The sequence below is a fragment of the Lacinutrix sp. Bg11-31 genome, from assembly GCF_002831665.1.
Classification (GTDB): Bacteria; Bacteroidota; Bacteroidia; order Flavobacteriales; family Flavobacteriaceae; genus Lacinutrix.
Genome location: NZ_CP025118.1, coordinates 2557509 through 2583253, shown reverse-complemented (window position 1 = coordinate 2583253; position 25745 = coordinate 2557509). Strand labels below are relative to the sequence as shown.

Annotated in this window: 15 protein-coding genes; 12 read left to right on the top strand and 3 right to left on the bottom strand. The window is 33.2% G+C overall.

What is annotated here, in order from left to right:
• Window positions 1-55: 55 nt before the first annotated feature.
• Complete coding sequence (locus tag CW733_RS11620; protein WP_100997334.1) at window positions 56-3493, bottom strand: hypothetical protein; 3438 nt, start codon at window positions 3491-3493, stop codon at window positions 56-58.
• A gap of 213 nt (window positions 3494-3706) precedes the next feature.
• Between CW733_RS11620 and CW733_RS11615 the strand changes: the two genes are divergently transcribed.
• From CW733_RS11615 to CW733_RS11590, 6 genes are all read left to right on the top strand, one after another.
• Window positions 3707-4468 carry an exodeoxyribonuclease III gene (locus CW733_RS11615; RefSeq protein WP_100997333.1) on the top strand — a complete coding sequence of 254 codons (762 nt, stop codon included), beginning with the start codon at window positions 3707-3709 and terminating at the stop codon, window positions 4466-4468.
• Between the two features lie 14 nt (window positions 4469-4482).
• Entirely contained in the window at window positions 4483-5442 is a 960-nt protein-coding gene (locus tag CW733_RS11610; RefSeq protein WP_100997332.1) for an OmpA family protein, read from the top strand.
• A 190-nt stretch (window positions 5443-5632) separates the two neighbouring features.
• Complete coding sequence (locus CW733_RS11605; RefSeq protein WP_100997331.1) at window positions 5633-6670, top strand: aldo/keto reductase; 1038 nt, start codon at window positions 5633-5635, stop codon at window positions 6668-6670.
• A gap of 168 nt (window positions 6671-6838) precedes the next feature.
• Window positions 6839-11662, top strand: coding sequence for a gliding motility-associated C-terminal domain-containing protein (locus CW733_RS11600; RefSeq protein ID WP_232730358.1), 4824 nt, complete (start codon window positions 6839-6841; stop codon window positions 11660-11662).
• Window positions 11663-11693: 31 nt separating this feature from the next.
• On the top strand, window positions 11694-12599 hold the full coding sequence (locus CW733_RS11595; RefSeq protein ID WP_100997329.1) for a type IX secretion system membrane protein PorP/SprF: 906 nt from the start codon (window positions 11694-11696) through the stop codon (window positions 12597-12599).
• Window positions 12600-12631: 32 nt separating this feature from the next.
• Window positions 12632-14545 (top strand): OmpA family protein, encoded by a 1914-nt coding sequence (locus CW733_RS11590; protein WP_100997328.1) that lies wholly within the window; start codon window positions 12632-12634, stop codon window positions 14543-14545.
• A 269-nt stretch (window positions 14546-14814) separates the two neighbouring features.
• On the opposite strand, the gene CW733_RS11585 is transcribed toward CW733_RS11590, so the two are convergent.
• Window positions 14815-16359, bottom strand: coding sequence for a ribonuclease E/G (locus CW733_RS11585; protein WP_100997327.1), 1545 nt, complete (start codon window positions 16357-16359; stop codon window positions 14815-14817).
• A gap of 374 nt (window positions 16360-16733) precedes the next feature.
• The gene (locus CW733_RS11580; protein ID WP_055447926.1) at window positions 16734-17024 is read right to left on the bottom strand and encodes an HU family DNA-binding protein; all 291 of its coding nucleotides are present in this window, start codon (window positions 17022-17024) and stop codon (window positions 16734-16736) included.
• Between the two features lie 137 nt (window positions 17025-17161).
• Here CW733_RS11580 and mutY point away from each other — a divergent pair, with 137 nt between their 5' ends.
• The 6 genes from mutY to CW733_RS11550 all read left to right on the top strand — a co-directional run bounded on the left by mutY (window position 17162) and on the right by CW733_RS11550 (window position 24761).
• Entirely contained in the window at window positions 17162-18202 is a 1041-nt protein-coding gene (gene mutY, locus CW733_RS11575; RefSeq protein WP_100997326.1) for an A/G-specific adenine glycosylase, read from the top strand.
• A 193-nt stretch (window positions 18203-18395) separates the two neighbouring features.
• Window positions 18396-18839 (top strand): single-stranded DNA-binding protein, encoded by a 444-nt coding sequence (locus CW733_RS11570; RefSeq protein WP_100997325.1) that lies wholly within the window; start codon window positions 18396-18398, stop codon window positions 18837-18839.
• Between the two features lie 16 nt (window positions 18840-18855).
• Window positions 18856-20160: a gliding motility-associated protein GldE gene (locus CW733_RS11565; RefSeq protein WP_100997324.1), complete on the top strand. Its 1305-nt coding sequence runs from the start codon at window positions 18856-18858 to the stop codon at window positions 20158-20160.
• A gap of 48 nt (window positions 20161-20208) precedes the next feature.
• Entirely contained in the window at window positions 20209-20799 is a 591-nt protein-coding gene (gene gldD, locus CW733_RS11560; protein ID WP_100997323.1) for a gliding motility lipoprotein GldD, read from the top strand.
• A 52-nt stretch (window positions 20800-20851) separates the two neighbouring features.
• On the top strand, window positions 20852-21529 hold the full coding sequence (locus CW733_RS11555) for a methyltransferase domain-containing protein (protein ID WP_100997322.1): 678 nt from the start codon (window positions 20852-20854) through the stop codon (window positions 21527-21529).
• 1063 nt (window positions 21530-22592) lie between these two features.
• Window positions 22593-24761: an ice-binding family protein gene (locus tag CW733_RS11550; RefSeq protein ID WP_100997320.1), complete on the top strand. Its 2169-nt coding sequence runs from the start codon at window positions 22593-22595 to the stop codon at window positions 24759-24761.
• The last annotated feature ends 984 nt before the right edge of the window (window positions 24762-25745 follow it).

The window sequence follows — 25745 nt, the reverse complement described above, 5'->3', positions numbered from 1 at the left end:
AAATACAAATTTACAAAAATAGATTAGTCAATTGGTAACAAAGGTTACAAATGTCTTAAAAATAAGCTTTTAGTTGCACATTTCCGGTGTGGATGGTTTTACTAGTTTCTGTTTTCCTGCCATAATAGGTAAGATTCAAATCTAAAAACTTAGTAATTTTTTGTTGTGCTAAAACACTCCAAGTTAAGTTTTTTCCTGGTTGTAAACCTTCAAGCATTTGGTAGCCAACAGGTGAATTGGCATTGCCTTCGAAAGTGTTGGAAAACACATTAAACTCTCCAGAAATAGCAGACTTTACGTTTTTAGTAATAGCAAAAGAGAAGCCATATTTTTGTTGGTTTAAAGTTTCTAAATCACCAATAGTATTTCCTTTGTTTGTATATTGGTAGAAAACATCGAAACGTACATTATCATTTAATAAATAAGATAGTTTTGGGTTGAAGCGTTCTTCATCTATATTAAAATTTTTAGACACAAAGTTTTCACTTTCGCTTTCGTTTTTATCGAAACCTGCAAGAAAATTAGCGAGCCAACTTGTAGCAAATTTATGATTGAAATTTAATTGATGACTCTTTAAGCTATTTGCAATAAAGCCTACAGATAATACATTTCGAGATTGGTTGCTTAAATACGTGTAAGAGGTTGTATAATGTTGCTTTCCACGATTGTAACTTAATACATTTCTAAAATTAAGTTGAAGCCCTAATTGGTTGTCTTTATCGTTTTCAAACGGATTAATATTAAAAGCATTGCCTTCGCGTTTAATTTTTCGATCTATTAAATAACTACTTTGGTTGTAAAAGTGAGACAAGAACTTTTTGCTTTTACTCTCTTCGTTTATCCAATTTGCTGGATTTAAAGTTAATGCTTGGCTTAACCTGTTTTGATGTGTTTTTATAAAAACCTGATTAGGTAATAATACTCTAATATATTGACCTTGATCTTGAAACTGTGCTATTTCAAATTCTTCTAATTCTTGAATGCCATTGCCATTATAATCGTTCCAGGTATAAGCACCTTGACCAGGTTCCACTTCTACGTAGGTGAAATCTTGTTGCGCTAAGGTTCCCGAATTGGTTTCGAAAACGGTATTCCAATTTATAATATTTTTAAAAAATTGTTGACTAAATAGTAGCCTAGAATTTATGGATTGTTCGTCCTCAATATTTTCATCAGTATTTTTTAAAGTTCTGTAATTAGCAAATAAGGACAGGTTTGTACGTTCGTTTTTTATTAGCCTAGAGTTTAAGTAATAGGTGTTAGATTTATTTACACGTTGCAAGCTGTTATCTCGTAAGCTATCGTTTACTCTATATTTATAGCCAATTTCGGCAAAAACACTTGTGCTATCTCCAACACCAGTAAAAATTTCATAGGCCTTAAAACGCTGACTTAACTCTGTAAAACTATCGGTTGCAACTTCTTTTTGTTCGTTGTTTTCGGCAGATAGTCTTCCGCCAACCCAGCTCTTTTTAAAGTTGTAACGCGCTTCATTGTAAGTACGAAGAAAAGTGGAAGTGTTTTCTGTAGCATTACTGTTTAAAAGACTTGTGTTTGTTGTTAGTGCTAGTTTTTCATTTAAAAACAATTTTGCATTTACAGTGTGTTTGTTTCCACTAAAACTGTTAGAAAATCCAAGATGCTCGAACAAATAATTGGCTTTTCCTTTTTTATTATGAAACGCTCTCGTGCCAGCAGAAAACAAAACTTGATCTCCAAAATTAGAGTTTAACCCGTTGCTTGTTGTGGCATTAATGTTCCAATCGCGATTAAATTCTGGATTGTATAAACCTTGAATGTTTCTAAATTCTTGCTGAATAAAATCGGTATCCACAAAAGCATCCAAATTCCATAAACTGTCTTGTTTAATAATAGATTGGTTAAAGTTAAGTTTTACAGCGAAACCATTATTATCGTTGTCATCTAAACTGGAAAATAAGTTTAAATCGTTCTTGCTTCCTGCTAGTTCAAAATTTACTACTGTTTTTTCTGAAGGCGTATAACTTCCATTAATCACTGCTACTTGAAGTTTTACAGGTGAAACCAATTGTATAATAGGCTCAAAATTACCTTGAGACACACCTGAAATTGGTGTAACATACTCGTAAATAGTATTGATAGCGTTTATGCTACTTATTACATAATTACCAAGATTATCTCCAACATTTGTAAATCGTACGCTAAACAAAGTATCGTCTGCATTGTTAGAAAACTCAAAAACTTCTATGCCATTAATAATTTCTTTTTTATATAGAATACGGTTTTCATTAAAAGCTTCTTCAACACTAGAAGGTGCAACCATTTGTGTTCTATCGTCTCCAGCTGCGCTTAAAACACTAACCTGATCTGACGATAAATTTTGTTGTAACGGATTGTTTTTAGCATCATTTTCAGAATAAATTGAAGCTCCAATTTTAAGTTTTTCAGATTGGTAATTCCCGCCAGCATAAGCAACCAAACGCGAATAATTTCTATCACTAAATTGGTAATCTACAGTAACTCTCATTTCGCTAGTTATCGGGAAAGTAGAATTGAAGATAATTTCTCCTGCATTGTAATCAATAATATAATCTTCATTTTCTCCACGCTCAGCTACAATTCCATTAACGTAAACGGTTTCACTTCCAGAAACGATGAGCACAAATAATTCACCATTTTGGCCTTGTAATTTATAAGGGCCTTGGTTCCCTTCTTGTGCAGTAAATTGGCTCGTTGTAAATTGCCCGCGTACCAAAGCTCCTGCAGCAAAAAGGTTAGTTTTATTATCTTCATCGCCTAATTGCGCTTTTAAAGAAAGGCCTTGAACACGTTTGGAGAACTCAGCAAAATAAGAATTGTTGTTTTCTAAATCTACATCTCCAGCTCTAATATTCCAATTTTCGCTAAAAATTTCAACAAAAACTTGATCAAATTCATCTAAACGTTGCGAGTAACCACTTTCCTGTAAAGGAATATTTGCATCTTGAATAGAGGCACGAAGCGAAACGTTATCGTTTAATTTCCCTGTAATTTGGAGGTCTAACTCACTATTTAATACCGAGTTTTGGTTGTTTCCAATAGTAACGCCTCGAGAAATACTTCCGCTAGTCGTTAAGCCATCAAAAGGCGTGAATTCATTTTCTGTGTTGGATTGTTTTATTTTGTATAGTTTATTGATTTCATCATTGTTCTCTACAATAACAGCTTCATTAAATTGCTGGTATATTCTAGTAAGATATTCTGGATATTTAAGGTAGTTTATTATTAAAGAATCAGCTTTAATGGGCTTTTTAAAAGTTAAAACCGCTTTAGAGAAGTCTACAGAATAAAAGGTAGTATCTATAGTAGTGGAATCCTTTAATTTAATAGAAAAGCTTTTAGGGTTTATGCTTACACTATCTATTGTTATAACCATAGTTTTGGCTACAGTCTTCTGCCTGAAATTAGAATTACGCTCTTGTGAGAACGCAAGAATTCCGAAGAAAAAAATAAAAAGAGTAGTTGTAAACTTCATATAATAGTAAAACTAAAAACTTGACAATATATTTTGTTAATAGTTTATGTTTAATTTAGGAATTATTTAATGTGGTAAAAGTAATGCATTATTTATTTTAGCAGAAATAACAATTACTTATATATGAAACGAGCATGTTAAAAACGCTATCATTTAATAGAATGACTAATAGCGAACAGCATGTGACAGTTGAAAAACAATAAAAATAGATACATGAAAATCATCTCTTACAACGTAAATGGTATACGTGCTGCAATTAAAAAAGGTTTTATAGAATGGCTAATAGCTTCTGATGCAGATGTTGTGTGTTTGCAAGAAATAAAGGCTATGGAAGAGCAATTAGATCTTTCGTTGTTTGAAGACGCTGGTTATAAATATAACTATTGGTACAGTGCGCAAAAAAAAGGATATAGTGGTGTTGCTATTTTAAGTAAAACTAAGCCAAACCATTTAGAATACGGAACAGGAATTGAAACCATGGATTTCGAAGGACGTAATATTCGTGCAGATTACGATGGTGTTTCTGTAATGAGTATGTATTTACCTTCTGGAACCAATATAGAAAGGCTTGAGTTTAAGCTTAATTATATGTCAGAAATTCAAGATTATATTACAGAACTAACTTCAAATATTCCAAACCTTGTAGTTTGTGGAGATTATAATATTTGTCACGAAGCCATAGATATTCATAATCCAAAAATGAAAAACGTTTCAGGTTTCTTACCAATAGAACGTGAGTGGATTGGAGCTTTTATAAACAGTGGATTAATAGATTCATTTAGACACCTAAATCCAGAACGCGTAGAATATAGCTGGTGGAGTTACAGAGCAAATTCAAGAGCAAATAATAAAGGTTGGCGATTAGATTATGCAATGGTTACAAAACCATTACAAGAAAAAATAAAAAGAGCCGTTATACTAACAGAAGCTAAACATAGTGACCATTGTCCTATTTTAGTAGAAATAGAAAACTAAAAAATAATACCCAAATGAAAACTAAATTCACAGTTATAGCCTTGTTGCTAATTGTCTCAACATCATGTGTGTCTCCAAAAGTGTTTAAAAACTTAGAAGATAGATATGCAGCATTAAAAAAAGAAAATAGAAGCTTACAAGACGAGTATAACGAATTACTTAAAGCAAAAACAAAAGCAGATAATGAGTTAAGAGAGATTACAGATAATTATGCTGCTGCTGTAGATGATAAATACATTTTAAAAGGCGAATACGAAGCATTAATAAACGAACACGAAAATCTTAAAAACTCTTACAATGCTTTAGCATCTAATAGCTCAACAGCAATTGCAGCTAATTCCAAAAAGAATAGAGAATTATTAGCGAAACTAGAAGCTAAAGAACAAGCATTAGTTTCCGAGAACGCAAGATTAGAACAATTAAAAAAAGAACTAGAAGCACGTTCTAATAGAGTAGCAGAATTAGAAAGTGTTATTGCAGCAAAAGACGCAGCAATGACTAGCCTAAAAAATGCAATTTCAAATGCATTAACAGATTTTGAAGGCAAAGGTCTTACTATCGAGCAACGTAACGGAAAAGTTTACGTCTCTATGGAAAACAAGCTATTGTTTAATTCAGGAAGTTGGGCAGTAGGAGTAGAAGGAAAAAAGGCAGTAAAACAACTAGGAAGTGTATTAGGCGATAACCCAGAAATAGCCGTTTTAATAGAAGGTCATACAGATAACGCGCCCTACACAGGAACAGGGCAAATTAAAGGAAACTGGGATTTATCTACCAAAAGAGCAACCGCAATTGTAGATATTCTTAGAGAGAATAATAGTATCAACCCAGAAAACCTAACAGCAGCAGGACGTGGAGAATTCGCGCCAATTGCAAGCAATAATACAACCGAAGGTAAAGCTAAAAACCGACGTATAGAAGTTATTTTAACACCAAAGTTAGATGAACTTTCTAAGTTGTTAAGCGATAATTAAATTTTGGGCGTTACCAAGCCAATGCTAAAAAGCATTAGCTTGGTCAGGCTCTCGGCAGTCGCTCTCTTCGAGGAGCTCCAACAATGCCTCCATCCTTAACGCGGGAATATTAACAAATATTTAGACCAAAACAATAAGCATTTTGTTTTGGTCTTTTTATATTTATAAAAAAAAAGAAACGATCTACACTATGAAATACACAACACTACCAAATACAGATATAAAAGTGAGTAAAATTTGTTTAGGTTCTATGACTTGGGGAAACCAAAATACAGAAGACGAAGGGCACTTACAATTAGATTACGCCATAGATCAAGGTGTTAATTTTATAGATACTGCCGAAATGTATCCTGTACCTGCAGCCAAAGAAACACAAGGAGCAACAAGTAAAGTTATTGGAACTTGGTTAAAGAAAACAGGAAATAGAGACAAAGTCATTTTAGCATCTAAAATTGCAGGAAACGGAGATTATACAGCACATATTAGAACTACAGGCTTTAGTAAACAAAGTATTAAAGACGCTGTAGATAATGAGTTAAAAAGATTGCAAACAGATTATATCGATTTGTTCCAGTTGCATTGGCCAGAAAGAGAAACAAATACCTTTGGAGTTAGAGATTATAAACATAATCCAAACGATAAGTGGGAAGATAACTTTAAAGAAGTTTTAGAAAGTTTGGATACCGTTATTAAAGAAGGTAAAATTAGACACATTGGTTTGTCTAACGAGAAAGCTTGGGGAACCATGCGTTATCTTGAAGAATCAAGAAAAAACAATTTACCAAAACCAGTTACTATACAAAATGCGTATTCACTTTTAAATCGTGTTTACGAAGGTGATATGGCAGAAGTGTCAATGCGTGAAAATATTGGGTTATTAGCATACTCGCCTATGGCTTTTGGAGTTTTGTCTGGAAAATATATTAAAAATACTGCAGGAGAAAACTCTAGATTAAAATTATTTCCAAGATTTGCCAGATATAGTAGTGATCAAGCTACAAAAGCAACACAAAAATATTTAGAATTAGCAGAGGTTAATAATATGTCTTTAGCGCAAATGTCTTTAGCTTTCGTAAATCAAAGAGAATTTATAACAAGCAATATTATTGGAGCAACAAATTTAGAACAACTTAAAGAAAATATTAGTAGTGTTAATATAGATTTAAACAACGATATTTTGAATAGCATTAACGAGATTCATAACGTAATTCCTAATCCAGCTCCATAAAGTGATAATTTAACAGTTATGTGTGTTTTGAAGAGGTTTGTGAACGCTTTTAAAATTAACGCTTTTAGTCGTTAATAAATGTACTTAATCTATAATAAGAAACTTATAGATGCTACAATTGGAATTTTAATTAGTTTAGTGCATAACTTAAACTAATTGAAATTAGCAATGATGAAAAAAATTACACTTTTATTGGCTATTATAACCATACTACTGGGTCTAAATGTCAATGCGCAAATTACTACTTTTCCATACTCTGAAGATTTTGAAGCAGGTGATGGTGGATGGACTGCAGATAATGCAACAAATGGAACTTGGGCTTTAGGAACACCTACAGCAACTGTTATTAGTACTGCTGCTTCAGGAGCAAATTCTTGGGTAACAAATTTAACTGGAGATTATAATAATTCAGAATCATCAACAGTAACTAGTCCTATTTTTGATCTTTCAACATTGGCTGCGCCAGCTATATCTTTTAGTTTATGGTGGGAGTCAGAAAACAGTTGGGATGGAACAGTCTTACAATCATCAATAGATGGAGGTACAACATGGGTTAATGTTGGAGCCTTTGGAGATGCAGGTAACTGGTATACAGATGGTACAATAAATGGAAATCCTGGAGGACAACAAGAGGGTTGGACAGGGCGTAATGGAACTGGATCTAACGGTTGGGTTGTCGCTAGTCATGCATTAACAGGGTTAGCTGGGCAAACTAATGTGCAATTACGTTTTGCGTTTGGTTCAGATGGTTCAGTACCTGATGAAGGTGTTGGTTTCGATGATATATCTGTATTTGAAGTAACATGCGCAGAACCTTCAAATATTACTTTGGTTAGTGTGTCTTCTTCAACGGTTGATCTTTTATGGGTAGCAGGAGGAGCAGAAACAACCTGGGAAGCTATAGTGCAAACTGCAGGAACAGGTATTCCAACTGGAAACGGTGTATTGGTAAATACTACTCCTACATATCAAGATGCTACTTTAGCTCCAATAACCGATTACGAATTTTACGTAAGAACAAGTTGTGGTGGAGACTTTAGTATATGGTCTGGACCATTTAACTTTACAACAGAATGTGCTGCATTTATTCCTGACTATATGGAAGATTTCACAACTATTCCAGCAGATTGTTGGGATGAAGCAGATAGTGGAGATGCTACCACTGGTCCTGGAAATGTTGGTGCTGGATCTTGGAATCAAGATGGTTTTTTAAATAATGGATTTCAAGGCGCTTACAGTATTAACCTATGGTTAGCAGCAAAAAGCGACTGGATATTATCTCCTTCGTTTGATTTAACAGGAGGCCCATTTCAGGCAGAGTTTGATTTAGGAGTTATGGAGTATGGTAGTACTACCAATCCAGGGACTTTAGGATCAGATGATATCGTGCAGTTTTTAATCTCAACAGATTTAGGTGTAACATGGACAATATTAGAAACTTGGGATTCTACTTCTACTTTTCCAGTAACAGGCCTACACCCTGTATATGACTTAACAGCTTATTCTGGACAAAACGTACAATTTGGAATTTTAGGATCTGAAGGAACGGTTAATGATCCAGAAGATAATGAAGCATTTGTAGATAATTTTCAAGTTAGAGCAATTCCTAACTGTCCTGATGTTGCTAATTTAGCTTTTGATTCGTCAACTGCAACAACAGCTAACTTATCTTGGGATGTTTTTGGAGGTGAGACAGGATGGGAAGTTTCTGTTCAAACACCAGGAACGGGTATTCCTACAGTTGCTGGTACAGCAACTACAGATAATGCGCCATATGTAGAAATGGGATTAACACCTGCTACAGATTACGAAGTATATGTAAGAACAGTATGTGGTACAGATTTAGGTACTTGGGTTGGACCAATTAATTTTTCAACAGAATGTACAACTTTTGTAGCACCATATACGGAAGGTTTCGAAAATGGAGGAACAATTCCATTATGTTGGACAATGGATGGTGGAGAAGATTGGGAATTTAATCTTACAGGACCAAATCACGTTGGTAATTTAGGAGTTATTACAGGTACTACTGCAACTAATTTATATTACGCTGTAGTTGATGCTTCAGGTAATGATGGTCCATCAACTTTATACACACCTTTAGTGGATGTCTCTCCATTAGCAGCACCAACACTTTCCTTTTATGAAATTAGTGATAATGAAGGCAATGCCAATTCTACCTTAGACGTAGAAGTTTGGGATGGAGCAGCATGGAATCCAATGGGAACTTACAATACAAACACCAATGGTTGGGAAGAAAAATTTATAGATCTTAGTGGGCTTACAATTACTGGAGATGTTCAAGCTAGATTTATATTCTCTGAAACTGTAACTGGAGATTTTTATGATGATATCGCAATAGACGATGTTACTTTTAGCGAGGCTCCAACTTGTTTTGATCCTGTAGCTACTTACGCTATAGTAGATGATTGTGCAAATGGTGATCAGTTTTTAGTAGATGTAGAAGTCACTTATTTTGGTGGTGCAACATCTGTTCAAATACAAGATAATCAAGGAGGTGCGCCTACATTAGGAGTCATGTCTACAACAGGTGTTATACAATTTGGACCATATCCTTTTAATACTGATATTATTTTCACAGTAACTAGTGAACAGGATACTTGTTCATCTACAAGTCCAGTATTAGTATTAGCAGCATGTCCACCAGTTAATGATAATTGTGAATTTGCTACTGTAGCAGTTGTAAATGATAGTTTTATATGCGAAATGAGTACTCCTGGAACACTACAGGAAGCTACACCTTCTGGAGTAGCAGACCCATCATGTGGTGGTGATCCTGATGATGATGTTTGGTTTCAGTTTGAAGCTACAAGTGAATATCAATTAATTGCTTTAGCTAATTTAGCAGGAAGTACTACTTTTAATATTGGTCATGCAGTTTATGAAGGAACTTGTGGAGCGCTAACAGAAATTAGTTGTACTTCTGGTTTCGATTTACTTTCAAGTGTGACACCTCAATTAGTTATTGGAGATACTTATTATATTAGAGTATACTCTAATAATAGTGATGAAGAAACAACAACGTTTGATTTATGTATCACACCATATGAAGCACCTGTTAACATAACATGTGATACAACAGAAAACCTTTGTCCAGGTGGTGATGATTTATATAGCTACAATACTATAGGTGTTCTTCCAGGATTAGGTCAAATAGATTGTTTAGGAAGTTCTCCAAATCCAACATTTAGTATTATAGAAATTGGTACTTCTGGAGATATTAATATTGAAATGGTTCAAAATACTGCTTTCAATGTTTTAGGAGATCCTATAGGACAAGAATTAGATGTCGATTTTGCAATTTGGGGACCTTTTAACGCAGGAGACGATTATTGTAATGGTGGCGATTACCCATCAACACCAGTAACAGCTTGTAGTTTTTCTGCTGCAGCAATAGAAAATTTTGAAATTATTGGAGCAGTGGCAGGAGATATTTATATTGTCCTTATTACTAACTACGATCAAGACCCAGGGATTATTCAAATAAATCAAACTAATCTTGATCCAAATAATCCAGATCCTAACGCAGGAACATTAAGTGGAGAGATAACTGTAGATATTGTAAGTAATGATACTGCTTTTATTGATGACGATAATGACGAAACAACACCATCAGTAACTAATTTATGTGGTTTTGATTCTATTACATTAGAAGCAGATTCTCCTTTTGCAGATACTTTCGAATGGTCTGTAAACGGAATCTTTGATCCTACTTTAACAACATCTTCAATTACTGTAACAGAATCTAATACTTATTCTGTTACTGCATACGATGCACAGTGTATGGGTAATGCTACTAATGCTGTAGTAGTTAACTTATATCAAGAAGCAGTAGTAAATAGTGTTCCTCAAGATGAGGTGTCAATTACTACTTGTGATGACGAGTCTGGAGATGGAATTGAGGACTTTAATTTAAATGGATTATCTAGTGTTATTTTAGATTCTGCTGGACAAAATGCTGCGGACTTTTTAGTAACATACCATGCAACTTTAAATGATGCGCAAACTGGAGCTAATGCTTTAATTTCACCTTATTCTGCTGTAGATGGAACAATTATCTTCGTAAGAGTAGAGGATGTAGATTCTGTAGGAACAGGATCTGGATGTGCGAGTACTAATACAACATTTGAATTAGTGGTATTAGGAGCACTTCCTGAAATTACAGGAGTAGATGACTTAGAGTTATGTGATGATGAGTCTCGTGACGGAACTGAAGATTTCGATTTAGAGCAAAACACGTCAGCTATGCTTAACGGTCAAGATCCAGCAGTATTTATAGTTACTTATCATGAATCTCAGTTAGATGCAGATGCAGGAATGAATGCTCTAGTATCTCCATATTCTAATACTTCTAATCCGCAAACAATTTTTGCTAGAATACAGAATAGTGCAGCATCAGACTGTTATAAAACAACAACTTTCAGTTTAATAGTTAAAGATGTTCCTGTTACTACTTTCGATACAGATGTAGTTTACGAAGTATGTCCAAATGCAACAGTTCCAATTACTGTAACTGCAACTGCAAACAACTATACAGAATCTGAAGTAACAATAGAATGGCTATATGAAGGAGTTACAATTGCAGGACAAACAGATCTTACATTAAACACAGTGCTCTTAGCTGGTGATTATGAGATAATGGTAACTTTTAATGGAGCTACTCTTCAATGTACTTCAACAGAGATGGTAACAGTAGAAGAATTAGCTACCTGTGTTATACCACAAGGTATTTCTCCAGGAACAGATGGATTAAATGACACCTTCGATTTAAGTAGTTATGATGTTCAAAGCTTAACGATTTTCAATAGAAACGGAGTTAAGGTTTACGAGAAGACAAATTATTTAGATGAGTGGCATGGACAATCATTAGATGGTGATGAGTTACCAGTAGGAACTTATTATTATGTAATGAATTACCAAGGCAATAAAACAAAAGCCGCTTGGGTATACATTAACAGAGAAAACAAATAATCCAACTAACTAGAAACCAACAATAATACAGATGAAGAACATACTATATATCGTATTCCTAGTAGCTATAGGTGTACAAGCGCAGCAAGATCCACAGTACACGCAATACATGTACAATATGAATGTGATCAATCCTGCGTATGCAGGATCAAGCGAGAGTGTATCCATAGGTGCATTATACAGAAGTCAATGGGTAGGCCTAGAAGGTTCACCAAGTACAGCAACATTAGCCATTCACTCTCCAGTAGGTAACAGAGTAGGTTTAGGTTTATCACTAATTAGTGATGAAGTTGGGCCAGTAAGTGAGACCAATGTTTATGTAGATTTCTCTTATACATTACCAGTAGGCAATGCGACTAAATTAGCTTTTGGTTTAAAAGCTGGTGGAACTTTCCACGATATTGGTTTAGCAAGTATTGAAACTATAGACGAAGACGATCCTTTTTTCTCACAAGATGTTAATGAAACTACAGCTAATATAGGAGCAGGATTATATTTATACCAACCTAATCTTTGGTATGTTTCTGCTTCGATGCCAAACATTCTAAATGGAACACATTTAGATTCAGATGGTAGAAAAATAGGTTCGGAAACAGAACATTTATTTGCAGCAGCAGGTTATGTGTTTGATTTGTCAGAAAACTTTAAATTAAAGCCACACGCTTTATTAAAGTTTGCTTTCGATGCACCAATAAGTTATGATGCAAACCTAAATCTTTTCATGTACGATGTTGTAGAAATAGGAGCAGGATACAGACTAGACGATTCATTTAGTGGTATGGTAAACTTTATGGTTTCACCATCACTTAGAATAGGCTATGCTTACGATGCTATTCAATCGGAATTAAACGTAGTTACAGATGCTTCTCACGAGATCTTTATAAACTTCGATATCGATTTACCAAGAAAAGTATCACGCTCACCACGTTATTTCTAAACCACATAAGCTAACATAAAAGACACGACCAGATGAAACATTTAAAACTAATTATAACACTAGTCATTCTAAGTAGCTTTAGCCTGACAGCGCAAACTAAGGCAACAAAGAAAGCCGATAAACATTTTGCGAAATATCAATTTGTAGAAGCCATAGAGGACTATACTAAGCTAACCGAAAAAGGAACAGCAGATGCATACGTTTACGGACGTTTAGCAGAAGCAAATTATAATGTTTTTAATACTCTAGAAGCAGAAAAGTGGTATGCAAAAGCCTTAGAAACTTCACAAGAGCCAGAAATGATTTATAAGTATTCTGAAATGCTAAAAGCAAACGGAAAATACGAAGTCTCAAACACACAAATGAAAAAGTTTGCATCTATGCGTCCAGGAGACGATAGAGCAGCAATGTTTTTATCCAACCCAGATTACTTACCAAAAATTTTAAAAGGTGGGAAGAAATTTAATGTTCAGAATATGGATATTAATTCGGCTGTATCAGATTTTGGAGGCACTGTTAAAGATGGAAAATTATACATCTCTTCGGCAAGAAACGATGCTAGAAAAAATTACGGATGGAACGAACAACCGTTTTTAGACATGTACTCTTTTACAAAAGCAGAAGATGGGTCGTACCAAGAAGAAACAATGTTAGGAGATAAAATGAATACAAAATACCATGAAGGTTTAATGTCATTCTCTCCAAACGGGAATACCGTATATTTCTCAAGAGAGAGTTTTTACGAAAACATCTACGAGAAAGATTCAGTATCTAACACAAAGTACAGTGTATTACATATGTTCCAAGCAACTAAAAGTGGAGACAAGTTCTCTAACATAGAAGCATTAACAATAAACAGTAGAAACTATTCTATAAAAAACCCAAGCGTAAGTGCAGATGGTAATACATTATACTTTGCAAGTGATATGCCAGGTGGTTTTGGAAGGTACGACATCTACAAAGCCACTATCGATGGTAATGGTCAAATAGGTACTCCTATAAACATGGGACAAAAAGTAAACACAGAAGGTCATGAAATGTTTCCACACATAAGTGATAACAACACACTTTATTTCTCATCAACAGGTCATTTAGGACTTGGAGGTATGGATGTGTTTTATACAAAAGAAATCGATGGAAAAATGGCACCGATTAGAAATGTTGGAATACCGATAAACTCTAATGGAGACGATTTTGCATTCTCAATGAACGAGGAAACAGGCGAAGGTTTTGTGTCTTCAAACCGTGAAGGCGGAAAAGGAGATGATGATATTTATGCGATTAAAAAAATACAACCACTTTGCGATGTACAAATTATAGCTACAATATTAGACAACAAAACAAAAGCACCATTAGCAGGAGCAACAGCATCTTTAGTAGATAGTAAAGGTAACATCTTGTCTACTAAAACCGCAAATGCAGAAGGAATAGTAGAATACATTGTAGAATGTGAAACAGAAACAGAACTACAAGTAACTATGAAGGATTACGAAAGTAACAAACTTTCTATAGCAGGTAGTAACGAAGAGGAAGTAGCAGTAGAAATTGCATTAGATCCAATCGAGAAAATTATAGAAGTAGAGCGTGTAGTATTAAACCCAATCTATTTTGATTACGATAAATCTAACATTACAGCTAAAGCAGCCTTTGAATTAGACAATTTAGTACAAGTGATGAATAAGTATCCAAACATGGTTATTTATGCAACCTCACATACAGATATTAGAGCTTCAGACCGTTATAACGATGCTTTATCAGACAGAAGAGCAAAAACATCGGTACAGTATATTATCTCCAAAGGAATCGATGCAATAAGAATCTCAGGAGCTGGAAAAGGCGAAAGAGAATTAGCAGTAGATTGTGGTGATAATTGTACAGAAGACCAACACCAACAAAACCGTAGAACTCAGTTTAGAATTATGAGTGGTGGACCAAGTAATAATTAAAAAGGAGTAAAATAGTCTAAGCTATAATAGCTTCATTAAAACAAAAAAAAGGTGCAACATATGTTGCACCTTTTTTTTGTTTTAATGTTTTATGTGATGAGAAATCTGTTTCAAGCGCTAAAAATATAATTTAAATCTATCTATATGTTCTATACTAATAGCAATGATTTGTAAAGTAAAAAAACAAAAGAATTTAATTTCTCTGGTTTTGTTATGCCTTTATTTTAGTATAAAACCAAAAAAGCCGCAACGTAAGTTGCGGCTTTTTTCTATTTAATTTGTTCACCATTTTTATCTAAAAAATGATATTCTAAGTATGTGTAAGCATCTCTGGGTTGTATTTTAACCCATTTTTTGTGTTCAAAAAACCATTTTGAACGAATAGATGGAAAGCCTTTTGTTAAGAAGGCTGCTATAAAAGGATGTGTGTTTAAAGTCACCTTAGTATAGTCTTTTTTTAATAATACCTCTAAATCATGATTGATTTTAGTTAGTATTCCAATTGGAGCTTCAACCTCTTCTGTATTATTACCATTAGGATCTTCCTCTCTGGTTTTAATGTTCATTTCTGGTCTAACTCTTTGTCTTGTAATTTGAATCAATCCAAATTTACTTGGAGGTAATATTTTGTGTTTAGCTCTATCATCTTTCATTTCATCACGAAGATGATTAAAGAGTTTTTTTCTGTTTTCAGCTTTATTAAGATCAATAAAATCTACAACAATAATTCCTCCCATATCTCGAAGGCGAAGTTGTCTTGCAACTTCAGTAGCAGAAATCATATTAACCTCTAAGGCTGTTTCTTCTTGGGAATTAGCCTTGTTAGACCTGTTTCCACTGTTTACATCAACTACATGTAAAGCTTCTGTGTGTTCTATAACTAAATAGGCACCTTTTGCCATTGAAACCGTTTTTCCAAAAGCGGTTTTAATTTGTCTATCGACTCCAAATTTTTCAAAAATAGGAGTGTTAGATTGATGTAGTTTGACTATTGATTCTTTATTTGGTGCAATTTCTTGCACATAATCTTTAATTTGAGCGTAAAGCGCTTCATCGTCTACTTGAATACCCGTAAACGAGTCGTTAAAAATGTCTCTTAACATTGAAGAGGCTTTATTTAACTCGCCATGTACTTTAGAGGGATGATGTGCTTTATGTAGCTTTTTACACATTGTGGTCCAACGACCTAACAAATTTTGTAAATCTTTATCTAATTCGGCTACTTTTTTTCCCTCTGCCACTGTGCGTACAATAATTCCAAAACCTTTTGGTGTAATACTTTTTACCAAACGTTTTAGTCTGTCTTTTTCTGCTTTGTCCTCAATTTTTTGTGAAATAGAAATACGGTCGCTAAAAGGTACTAAAACTATGTATCTACCAGCAATAGAAAGCTCAGAGCTTATTCTTGGGCCTTTTGTAGAAATAGGTTCCTTTACAATTTGTACCAACATGGATTGATTTGACTTTATAACATTGGCAATTTTGCCGTCTTTGTCAATATCTTTCTCAAATGGGAAATCTTTTAATGAGAAGTCGTTTAATTTACCTGTGCTTACACGTTTTGTGAATTGTAAGAGAGAAGATATTTTTGGCCCTAAATCGTGATAATGCAAGAATGCATCTTTCTCGTAACCTACATTTACAAATGCAGCATTTAGTCCAGGAACAGCTTTACGTATTTTGGCAATAAACACATCACCAACAGCAAAGTTGTTACTATCTTCTTCCTTATGTAATTCAATAAGTTTTCCATCTTTTAATAAGGCAAAATCAACACCGTCAGAATTAGATCTGATAATCAATTCTTTATTCATACTGTTAATTTTAATCTATTATACACTAGGTATAACAGATGGATTATACATTATTTTGTTTGGTAAATTTTACCAAACAGGATGTCTTAAATAAATAAGACATTCACAGGATTTTTTAATAAAAATCCGAAGAACTTATACTACACGCAAGGTTTTTACATGTTTATAGTTAAGTTCGTTTTCAAAGAACGTTGTTTCTAATAAACCAAAAAAGTAGTTATAAAAACTACTTTTTTGAATTACTTCTTCTTTTTGTGACGGTTAGCACGTCTTCTTTTTTTACGCTTATGCGTTGCAACCTTGTGTCTCTTTCTTTTTTTACCGCTTGGCATAAGATGTCTGGTTTTAAATTAATAATTCGTTTTATGTTGTAATTACTTTACGTCAACATTAGTTTTTACACCTTCTACAAATACTTTTGCAGGTTTAAATGCTGGTATGTTATGTGCTGGAATTTTAATAGTCGTATTTTTTGAAATATTTCTACCTGTCTTCTCAGCTCTCTTTTTAATTATAAAACTTCCAAAACCACGTAAATAAACATTATCACCACCTTCTAAAGATGTTTTTACTTCTTCCATGAATGTTTCTACAGTCGCTTGAACGTCTCCTTTTTCAATTCCTAATTTCTCAGAAATTTTTGATACTAAATCAGCTTTAGTCATTGTCTTTCTCTTGTTTGTGTTATTACTATTCTTAAGGGTTGGCAAATATAGGGATTAAATATTCAATATTTCAAACCTAATTCATTAAAATTTAATGCTATAAAGAATTACTTTTGTTTGTGAATTTTATAGGATAAATGAATATAACAAAAAAACTAATCACTTGGTACTCAGTAAATAAGAGGGGTTTACCATGGCGCAACACTACAAATCCATACTTTATTTGGCTGTCGGAAATCATCTTACAACAAACACAAGTTGCTCAAGGGCTTCCATATTACGTCGCATTTACCACTAAATACCCAACTGTTTTTGATTTAGCTAATGCCCAAGAATCTCAAATTTTAAAACTTTGGCAAGGCTTAGGTTATTATTCTAGAGCCAGAAATTTACATGCTTCGGCAAAATATATAGTAGAAGAGTTAAATGGAACGTTTCCTAATACACATAATGAGATAATAAAGTTAAAAGGAGTTGGCGATTATACTGCAAGTGCAATTGCTTCAATTTGTTTTAATGAAAAAACAGCAGTTGTAGATGGTAATGTCTATCGTGCGTTATCTAGAATTTATGGTATTTCCACACCTATTAATACAGGTAAAGGTTTTAAAGAGTTTAAAGCCTTAGCACAAGAACTTATAGATAAAAAAAAGCCGGCAACATTTAATCAAGCTATTATGGAGTTTGGTGCTATACAATGCAAGCCTAAGAATCCAGATTGTAGTGTTTGCCCATTTAATAACAAGTGTGTTGCGCTTCAAAAAGAGAGTATAGGCGATTTACCAGTTAAGCTGAAAAGTTTAAAGGTGAAGAAAAAATACTTCAATTTTATTGTGATGTTATCATCAGATCAAAAAACGATTCTTGAAAAAAGAGAAGGCAAAGGTATTTGGCAAAATCTGTATCAGTTTCCTTTAATTGAAACATTAAAACCTTCAGAAATAACAGAAATTGAAAAAGAACTGAAGGGCTTTTCGATATTAGAAAATAAAAATTTTAGTGTGTCTTTATATAATGAAGACGATATTATACACAAACTCTCTCATCAACATTTATTTACTAAGTTTTGGATTGTTACAACAAATAAAAAGTTTCCGGAAGGTGTTTCCGTAGATAAAATAACCAACTTTCCTGTGCCAATATTAATAGGTAATTTTATAGAAAAATTTAATTTTTAGTTATTTAAGATAAATTAGCCTTTCTTTTTCTTAGTTAAAATTAGAGAAGTTAATACGGGCTATATTTGAAAGTTTATGCCTTGATAAAAGAAAAAATAAATGCATTAAATTCTTCAAAAGCCTAAATGTTTTGAGTATATTTAAGTTTATCAATAGGTAAAAATGTAATTTTGCAGTGTAATTAAATAATAATATGGCAGGAACGTTAAATAAAGTGATGCTAATTGGGCATTTGGGAGATGAAGTTAAAATGCACTATTTCGAAGGTGGTGGCTGTGTTGGGCGATTTCCGTTAGCAACAAACGAAACCTATACTAACAAAACTACAAACGAGCGTGTTACTACTGTAGAATGGCATAATATTGTTTTAAGAAATAAAGCTGCAGAGATTTGTGAAAAGTACCTAACCAAAGGTGATAAAGTATATATCGAAGGAAGAATTAAAACTAGAAAATGGCAAGACGAAACGGGTAACGATCGTTACAGTACAGAAATTCAAGCTACCGATTTTACTTTTTTAACTACAAAAAAAGATAGTCAAGCTGCTGCTGTGCAAACTGCACAACCACAAAAACAGGTGGAAAACAATCCGGAAACTGCAGGAAAAGCTGCTAGTGATGACGATTTACCATTTTAATCTTAATTTATAAGCATTGGACCCTGAACCCACGAGTTTATTAATACATTTTTTAGCAATAGATTTTTCTTTAATCTCTGGCTTTGTTTTGCTTTTTGTATTGCTATTTTTTTCAGCATTAATTTCTGGAGCAGAAGTAGCATTATTCTCTTTAACCAGAACAGATTTAGAGCAAGAGGAGTTGCAGTCTAGTAAAGCAATTCAGATAATTAATAAATTATTAGAACGACCAAAAAAATTATTAGCAACGATATTAGTAGCCAATAATTTTATAAATATTGGCATTGTAATTCTCTTTGCATTTCTTGGTAATTACATGTTTCAAAGTATTACTAATACGGTTGTAAAATTTGTTGTAGAAGTAGTAGTAGTTACCTTTTTAATATTACTTTTTGGAGAGATTTTACCAAAAGTATATGCTAGTAGAAATAATTTAAAGTTTGCGTCTTTTATGGCGTATCCATTAAAAGTATTAGATTTTGTTTTTTCACCTATAAGTTTACCAATGCGCGCAATAACACTTGGTATTCATAATAAATTAGGAAAGCAGAAATCTAACCTTAGTGTCGACCAATTATCGCAAGCTTTAGAACTTACTAGCGATGAAGATACCACTCAAGAAGAGCACAAAATACTAAGAGGAATTGTTTCTTTTGGTAATACAGATACAAAGCAGGTTATGCGACCTCGACTAGATATTTTTGCTTTAAATATAGAGCAATCGTATAACGATATTATAAAGGAAATAACCTCTAATGGGTATTCTAGAATTCCAGTTTTTAAAGACAATGTAGATACTATTGAAGGTATTTTATATGTAAAAGATTTATTACCACATATCGATACAAAAGATTTTGATTGGACAACCTTACTTCGTGCACCATTTTTTGTACCTGAAAACAAGAAGTTAGACGATTTAATGTCTGAGTTTCAAGAAAAGAAAGTGCATTTAGCTGTGGTTGTAGACGAGTATGGAGGAACCTCTGGTTTGGTTTCTTTAGAGGATATAATTGAAGAAATAGTTGGAGATATTAGCGATGAGTTTGATGACGAAGATGTCCATTATTCTAAACTAGACGATAACAATTATGTTTTTGAAGGAAAAACAGCTTTAAAAGACTTTTATAAAATTTTAAAGCTTGAAGCAGAAACCATTTTTGAAGGTAAAAAAGGTGAAGCCGAAACACTTGCAGGATTTATTTTAGAAATCTCAGGAAGCTTCCCAAGGCAAGCGAGTAAAATAAATTTCGAAAACTATGTTTTTACTATAGAAGCTTTAGATAAAAAACGAATTAAACGTGTAAAAGTCACGATACCATAAACCTCAAGCAGTCTTAGCTTGTTCGAGCGCAGTCGAGAACTATCTTATATGAAACAAAAAATATTATTTCTCCTTGTAACATTAGTAATTATAATAAGTTGCAACGATGACCCAAGACCAAAACCCAAAGCTTACCTAGCTTTAGAATATCCTGAAGCAATATATAAAACCGAAGACATTACAAAAATGCCTTTTACCTTCGATCGTAATGCATTAGGCAAAAACTTGAGAACTAAAACACTTAAAGGCGAAACTACTAGTTATGGTATTAATATAGAGTACCCCAATCTTAAAGGCACAATTTATATTACTTATAAAGCGATTGATAAAGATGAGAAGTTGTTAAGAACCTTTTTAATAAACGCTCAAAATTTTACAGAAGAGCATACGCAAAAAGCAGATGCTATAGATGGAATTGTATACGAAAATCCAGAACGTAGAGTTTACGGCATGTTTTACAATGTTGGTGGCAATGCTGCATCACAATCGCAGTTTTATGTAACCGATAGTATTAATCATTTTATTACAGGTTCTCTCTATTTCTATGCTAAGCCAAATTACGATTCTATTTTACCTGCTGCCAACTATTTGCAAAAGGATATTATGAGAATTATGGAAAGTTTAGAGTGGAGGAAATAAAACGCTAACTTTTAATTATCAATCTAGTTTGTGGTTTGCCAATAGAGCGTAGATGAATATTAAGGAAAATAAACCAAAAAGAGTAAAGAAGCCCTGGCCAACTAAGGACGCTATGGAGCAGGTTTATAAAATGAACCTTTGGGGAAGTAACGAAGCTCGTTTTTATTCTGGTTTAGGATCACATCATCCAGATGTAGTAAACCCATATATTGACGTATTAACATCCTTTTTAACCTCCTTTAAAAAACCTCTTACTGTATGCGATTTAGGTTGTGGAGATTTTAATATAGGAAAACAATTAGTAAACCATACCAAGCAATATATTGCAGTAGATGTAGTCCTAGATCTTATAAAACACAATAAAGAGCAATTTAAAGCAGAAAGCCTAGAATTCCAGTGTTTGGATATTGCTATAGATAATTTACCTTCTGGGGATTGTGTTTTATTAAGGCAAGTTTTGCAACATGTATCGAATACAGAAGTGCAAAGCCTTATCTCGAAACTTAAGGTGTATAAGTACGTTATTATTACTGAGCATTTACCGCAAGGAACGTTTATTCCGAATAAAGATATTATTTCTGGTCAAGGCATTAGATTAAAAAAACAAAGCGGTTTAAACTTATTAGAAGCACCATTTAATTTTAAGGTAAAAGCGGAGAAATCATTATTAACTGTTAGCTTACCTGAATTTAAAGGTGAAATTGTAACAACATTGTATGAGGTTTTTTAGAAGAGTGTTTCTTAATATTCTTGTTTAAAAGTCAAAAACAAATAGATAAAAACAAAACTAGTTTTTTAATTTTAGTCTTTATTCTGAAGGAGCCATCTAGATCTAAACGTTTATCAGTTCTAGATTTGTATTTATAATACGCATCACGTTTAAGTTCAAAACAATTTAGGTATAGTAGTTAAAGAAGCAAATCCCTTAGATTTCTCTTTAGCTTTTTTTTAGTTCCACAAAAGATCTATAGTCTAAAACTATGGTGTCTAGATTTTTTTTATGAAAGCTTTTTAAGCTGTTCAATCTCTTTTTGAAGTGCTTTAATTCTAGGCTTTTTGTCTTTAGTTTACACTTTAACTCTCATGTTCATTAGGTATTTACGATTGTATTTTTAATACATACATTAATTGTTGTAGGTGCAATAAAAAAGAATTTGAAAAGTTCTCGTTTTCTATGTTATCTAGTACTAAGTTCGGCTAAAATATTTAATTTTAAAGGTTCGCTGTAACGCCTAATTATTTTGTCGTTTTTTTAAATAGTTGTTTTTTAGTTATATAGCCTTAATTCAGGATAGTAGAAAATTACTCAAAACTATGGAGGACCATTTAGTAGTAATGTAGTAGAAGATGAGTGAATTGTAGGACAAGGAAACAACAACGTAACTTCAACCAACAATCTAAACTGTTCATATTGAAACTTACAGATGAAAACAGCAGTAGTAATAATCTAGTTTCTTTTAAATATAAATAATAAAAGATAATATAATGTTTCTTGTCAAGAAAAAACTTACATTTGGCAAAAATTACTCCTTTAAGTATCATAATTCTAGATACTTCCAAATTATAATAGTTATAAATAGGATACTATTATTAACCAGCTTGAATACTATTATTACCTAACATGGAGACTATTATTAGTTAACATGAATATTATTATTACCTAAACATGGACACTATTATTAGTTAACATGAATACTATTATTACCTAACATGGACACTATTATTAGTTAACATGAATGCTATTATTACCTAATATGAATACTATTATTAATCAAATTAAATACTACCTAATTATGAAAAAAATTACATTACTTTCGATTACAACTATTTTACTACTGCTGTTTTCATCTATAAGTTTCAGTCAAACGGCAAACCTAGGGATACTTTCTACTTTTGAAAGTTTTACAGGTGCTGGAAGTGTTGCAAACTCAGGAGGAACCATTAATGGCGATTCCGGTACATTTTTTGGATCTTTAAGCGGAGGAAATAACGGAGACCAATACATTGGTGATGCTGTAACTGACCAGGCTAGAAAAGATTTAATGAGATTGTATATTCACCTTAACGATCTTTTTGTTGACTATCCTAACACTCACGCTGCCGCATTTGGAGCTATTGGAGCTGGTGAAACGCTTACTCCTGGAGTATATTCAATTGCTTCTGCTGGATCGGTTGGAACCATTCTTAATCTTGATGGAGGAGGAGATCCTGACGCTTTTTTTGTTATTAAATTTGCGGGAGCATTTACAGTTGGAGCAAATTCAATTGTAAATTTAACTAATGGTACACAATCATGTAATGTTTTTTATATCGCTGCTGGAGCTATATCTGTTGCTGCAGATGCCGATATAAAAGGTACCTTATTTTCAAAGGGAGGAGCTGTTGGTCTTGCGGCAAACGTTATTCTTGAAGGAAGAATGCTTACCACGGCTGGAGCAATAACTCTTGCAGGTGGTGCAAGTGCATCTCAACCACCTTGTACAACAGCAATTGAAATATTTTGTGAAGCGGCCTGTGTTCCTGCCGCTGCTGTTGATGTTTTAGGATCTGTTTCAGATTTTATGCTTTTTTCTAGTGCTGGTAATGTGGCAAACACAGGTATATCAGGAGTTAATGGTAATATTGGTACAAATTCAGGAACTATAGCTGGTTATACTACTGGAATTCATATAGGAAATGAGGAGACTCCAAGTACTCTTACAGCAACAGCAGCAGCAGATTTAGACAATGCTTATACTGCACTTATGGCTTTGACTGTTACAGGAACGCATGCGGCAGCTTTTGGAGCAGGAGAAACATTATCTGCTGGAGTTTATGATATGGCAGCAGGATCTTTAGGAGGAACAATTACTCTTGATGGCGGTGGAGATAGCGATGCAATATTTGTTATGAGATTTGCGGGTGCATTTAATGTAGCTTCAGGATCAAAAGTAATTTTAGCTAATGGTGCTAGTCGTTGTAATATTTTTTGGATCGGAGGAGCTGGTGTTGTCACTGGTGCAGTTAATATAGGAGCAAACTCTATTGTAAAAGGAACATTTCTTTCTCATGGTGGAGCCTGTAACTCAGGAGTGAATGTGTTTCTTGCAGGGCGACAATTTTCTACAGGAGGTGCAGTTAATACTAATGCAGCTATACTTTATACTAATCCAGAATGTGTTACTTCTACGCCTTTGTTAGACACTGATGGTGATGGAATTCCAGATTTCACAGATACAGACGATGATGGTGATGGAATTAACGATGCTGATGAAGCGTTAATTGGTACAGATCCTTTATTAATCGATACAGATGGTGATGGTAATAGTGACGGTGTGGATGATTTTGATGATGATGGTATTGATAATGCAACAGAATCAGATGAAAATTCTGAAATTGTAACAGATACGACTCCAGCAGATGGATTCCCAGATATTACAGATGGAGTAGACACTGATAGTGATGGAACTCCAGATATTACAGATACAGACGATGATGGCGACGGAATTAATGATGCAGATGAAGCGTTAATTGGTACAGATCCTTTATTGTTCGATACAGATGGTGATGGTAATAGTGACGGTGTGGATGATTTTGATAATGATGGTATTGATAATGCAACAGAATCAGATGAAAATTCTGGAATTGTAACAGATACGACTCCAGTAGATGGAAACCCAGATATTACGTTTGACAACACTACTTTAAGTGTTGATAATTATAGCATTAGAAATGTTGTAATTCACCCAAACCCATTTAATGATAGAATTTCAATTCATTTATCTTCGGATTTTGATAACGATTCTTTTGAAATTAAATTATTAGATTTAAACGGAAGAGTGATCTCAAATAACAAATCTCAAAGTGTTAACGGTTTAATAAGTATTGAGAATTTAAATAACCTAAAACAAGGCGTATATTTTATTATGATTACAAATAGTAGTGATGGTGAAAGCAATGTTTCAAAATTAATTAAAAACTAAAATTTTTAAACTTAATTTTAAAAAGCCACCTTAATTGGTGGCTTTTTAATTTTCTTTAGGCAACACCCTTAAACTGTATAAGTTTTATAATCTCAGATCAAATTATGATCTGAGATTTTTTATTTTTTAATATTAAATTTCACACACTTATACTTGAGTAAAAAACTCCAATAGTAAGCGAAAACCAAGCTAGATTAATCAGTTTATAATTAGGTTTAGAAGGAGAACTCATATTTCTTCGCGTATTATCTACAATAAAAATTAGTGCTAATTATATTGAATATTCCATCCCGAAAATTAGGTCAAATAGACAAAAAGGAGGCTGTAAATTTTAATCTATATCTGAGTTTCAGAAACTAATTTTATCTTTGATTTATTAACTGAATAATAAGAAGGCTCTGTTGGAGAGCAACCTTTCTAAGGAATAAGTTAATGACCGACAAAAAATGTCAAATGAAAGAGTTTATTCAATAGGCTCTTTTGTATTTTTAGAGGCCTTTATGCCTTCAAAAACTCATCAATGAATTTTATTTTTCGTAAGAAAGATAATCCATTGTGATTCCTTAATTTATTTTTTAAATCTGAAAAATGGCCATCTACTGCATTCGTTGTATTTAGTATTTTTAATTCATAGAAGTCATACCAAGTAAATAGCCATTTAAGATTCGTTTTTAAACTCCTGTAAGCACTTCTTAATCTTTTGTGAGTGTAATAGTTTCACCTTTTTTTTTCATTTAAGCTACGTTTATTTAGAAACGGCTCCATTTTGTAAACCAATCATTCAATAAGCCTTCAAATGATTCTTTGTCCGTTTGCTTTAATAAAGCTACAATCTCTTTAAGCTCAATACAAGCAGGTAGTTTGGGATTCTTTGTAATGTATCTCCGTATAATGGCACTTTATGAAATTGACACATTTGTAAAGGTATATTGTCAAACAATTGAAACAGTCCTTTCCTTCCACCGCACACTATTGCTAGTACTA

What these genes read in the sequence shown, in the direction of transcription:
- mutY (WP_100997326.1), top strand. Translation starts at nt 17,162, where the DNA reads ATGAATATAACAAAAAAACTAATCACTTGGTACTCAGTAAATAAGAGG.
- CW733_RS11555 (WP_100997322.1), top strand. Translation starts at nt 20,852, where the DNA reads ATGAATATTAAGGAAAATAAACCAAAAAGAGTAAAGAAGCCCTGGCCA.
- CW733_RS11590 (WP_100997328.1), top strand. Translation starts at nt 12,632, where the DNA reads ATGAAACATTTAAAACTAATTATAACACTAGTCATTCTAAGTAGCTTT.
- CW733_RS11580 (WP_055447926.1), bottom strand. Translation starts at nt 17,024, where the DNA reads ATGACTAAAGCTGATTTAGTATCAAAAATTTCTGAGAAATTAGGAATT.
- CW733_RS11570 (WP_100997325.1), top strand. Translation starts at nt 18,396, where the DNA reads ATGGCAGGAACGTTAAATAAAGTGATGCTAATTGGGCATTTGGGAGAT.
- CW733_RS11610 (WP_100997332.1), top strand. Translation starts at nt 4,483, where the DNA reads ATGAAAACTAAATTCACAGTTATAGCCTTGTTGCTAATTGTCTCAACA.
- CW733_RS11600 (WP_232730358.1), top strand. Translation starts at nt 6,839, where the DNA reads ATGATGAAAAAAATTACACTTTTATTGGCTATTATAACCATACTACTG.
- CW733_RS11605 (WP_100997331.1), top strand. Translation starts at nt 5,633, where the DNA reads ATGAAATACACAACACTACCAAATACAGATATAAAAGTGAGTAAAATT.
- CW733_RS11595 (WP_100997329.1), top strand. Translation starts at nt 11,694, where the DNA reads ATGAAGAACATACTATATATCGTATTCCTAGTAGCTATAGGTGTACAA.
- CW733_RS11620 (WP_100997334.1), bottom strand. Translation starts at nt 3,493, where the DNA reads ATGAAGTTTACAACTACTCTTTTTATTTTTTTCTTCGGAATTCTTGCG.
- gldD (WP_100997323.1), top strand. Translation starts at nt 20,209, where the DNA reads ATGAAACAAAAAATATTATTTCTCCTTGTAACATTAGTAATTATAATA.
- CW733_RS11550 (WP_100997320.1), top strand. Translation starts at nt 22,593, where the DNA reads ATGAAAAAAATTACATTACTTTCGATTACAACTATTTTACTACTGCTG.
- CW733_RS11615 (WP_100997333.1), top strand. Translation starts at nt 3,707, where the DNA reads ATGAAAATCATCTCTTACAACGTAAATGGTATACGTGCTGCAATTAAA.
- CW733_RS11585 (WP_100997327.1), bottom strand. Translation starts at nt 16,359, where the DNA reads ATGAATAAAGAATTGATTATCAGATCTAATTCTGACGGTGTTGATTTT.